A 1,337-nucleotide genomic window follows, 5' to 3' on the forward strand; every position below is an offset into this window, starting at 1 on the left:
GCTTCCACGTTCCAGAGAGCTGGTGAAGTTTTTCATTGGCTCTTTTCGATCGAGTGGATCATCCCGCGCAATTCTGCCATTGCCTTGACAAGTCCGATAGGCGTGTATCCCGGTACGAAATCCGCTCTTTCCTGATCGTAGAGGATTCGAYAGGCGTGGTCTGCGCGGTAGGGGATCTCCCAGTCGGCAATGCCCTGCCTGCGCCTGCGTGCCTCCTCCGCCATCAGAAGCGCGAGAACATCGTGGAGATCGAATGCTCCTATGCCGCCCAGATGCTCAGCCTCGGTGAAGCTTCCGAATTCGTCTCGGAAGCGTATGCGCCGGGGATGGGCATAAAAGATGCGCGGACCGAACCTGTCGATGAAATCCGTCAGCGCATTGTCGCGCCTGCTTGCGAGCGATCCTGAGCAGAAGATCATGCCTGCGCGCGGAGAAGATACGCCTTCAAAGATTTTCGCGAAATCCTCCAGGGTGCTGGCGATGCGTGGCAGTCCGCACAATGGGATCGGAGGATCGTCGGGATGGATGGCGAACACCGCTCCCTCCGCCTCGCAGGTGCGCGCCACCTCACCGAGAAAATCGATCAGGTTTTGCCGATAGGCTTCCGTTCCCATTTTCTGATACGCACCGAGCAATGAATGGAATTCGCCGCTGCGATATTGTCCGGGACCGCCTGGCAGGCCGCGCGTAAGCATGGACAACAATTTCTGCCACCGCTGCGCTGGTGTTTCGAGATGGCGCCGGCGGGCCGCCGCGGCGATTTCCGGATCGATCTCCTCTTCAGCGCCGGGCCGCTTAAGCAGATGGATGTCGAAAACCGCAAAATCGACCGCATCGAAGCCCAACGCCTCGGCTCCGCTTTCAAGCCTTGTGTCCAGCCCGGTCCGAACCCAATCGAGCAGTGGCATCACGGTGAAGTTGATACGGCGTACGCCCGCTTGCGCCAGCCGCCGTACTGTCTCCTGAAAATTGGCGGTCAGCCTCGCAGTACCCTGGCGGCCCAGCTTGATGTCGTCGTGAATGGCGATGCCGCCGAGCGTATCCCATTCGAGCGGTGTGTGCCCGGCGGGAGCCGTCTGGACAAGTTTCTTCAACTCGTCGATAGCATCTGCCTCCCACAGGCATCCAGGGGGCAGTTGGGACAGGCTGGCTTCGATGCTGGTCGCACCCGACTGGCGTATCCAGTCGATCGTCATTGGATCCTGTGGACCGAACCACCGCCATGTTGCGCGCATTGAGTTGTTTCCTTTCCTTACTGATACTGAAATGAATTTTTGGACCACTGAAAGAAAAAATTGCACCATGGCGCGTACGCCCGAAGTAATCCCTCCCGAGGC

At 58.8% G+C, this 1,337-nt stretch carries 1 protein-coding gene; it reads right to left on the reverse strand.

Features of this window, described 5'->3' with window-relative positions; translation table 11 throughout:
- Nucleotides 1-32 precede the first annotated feature (32 nt).
- On the reverse strand, nt 33-1,337 hold a 1,305-nt coding region (gene uxuA, locus AC1DUU_RS32205), incomplete at its 5' end, for a mannonate dehydratase (RefSeq protein WP_476787348.1).

The organism is Aminobacter sp. P4_H6_2, assembly GCF_056400805.1.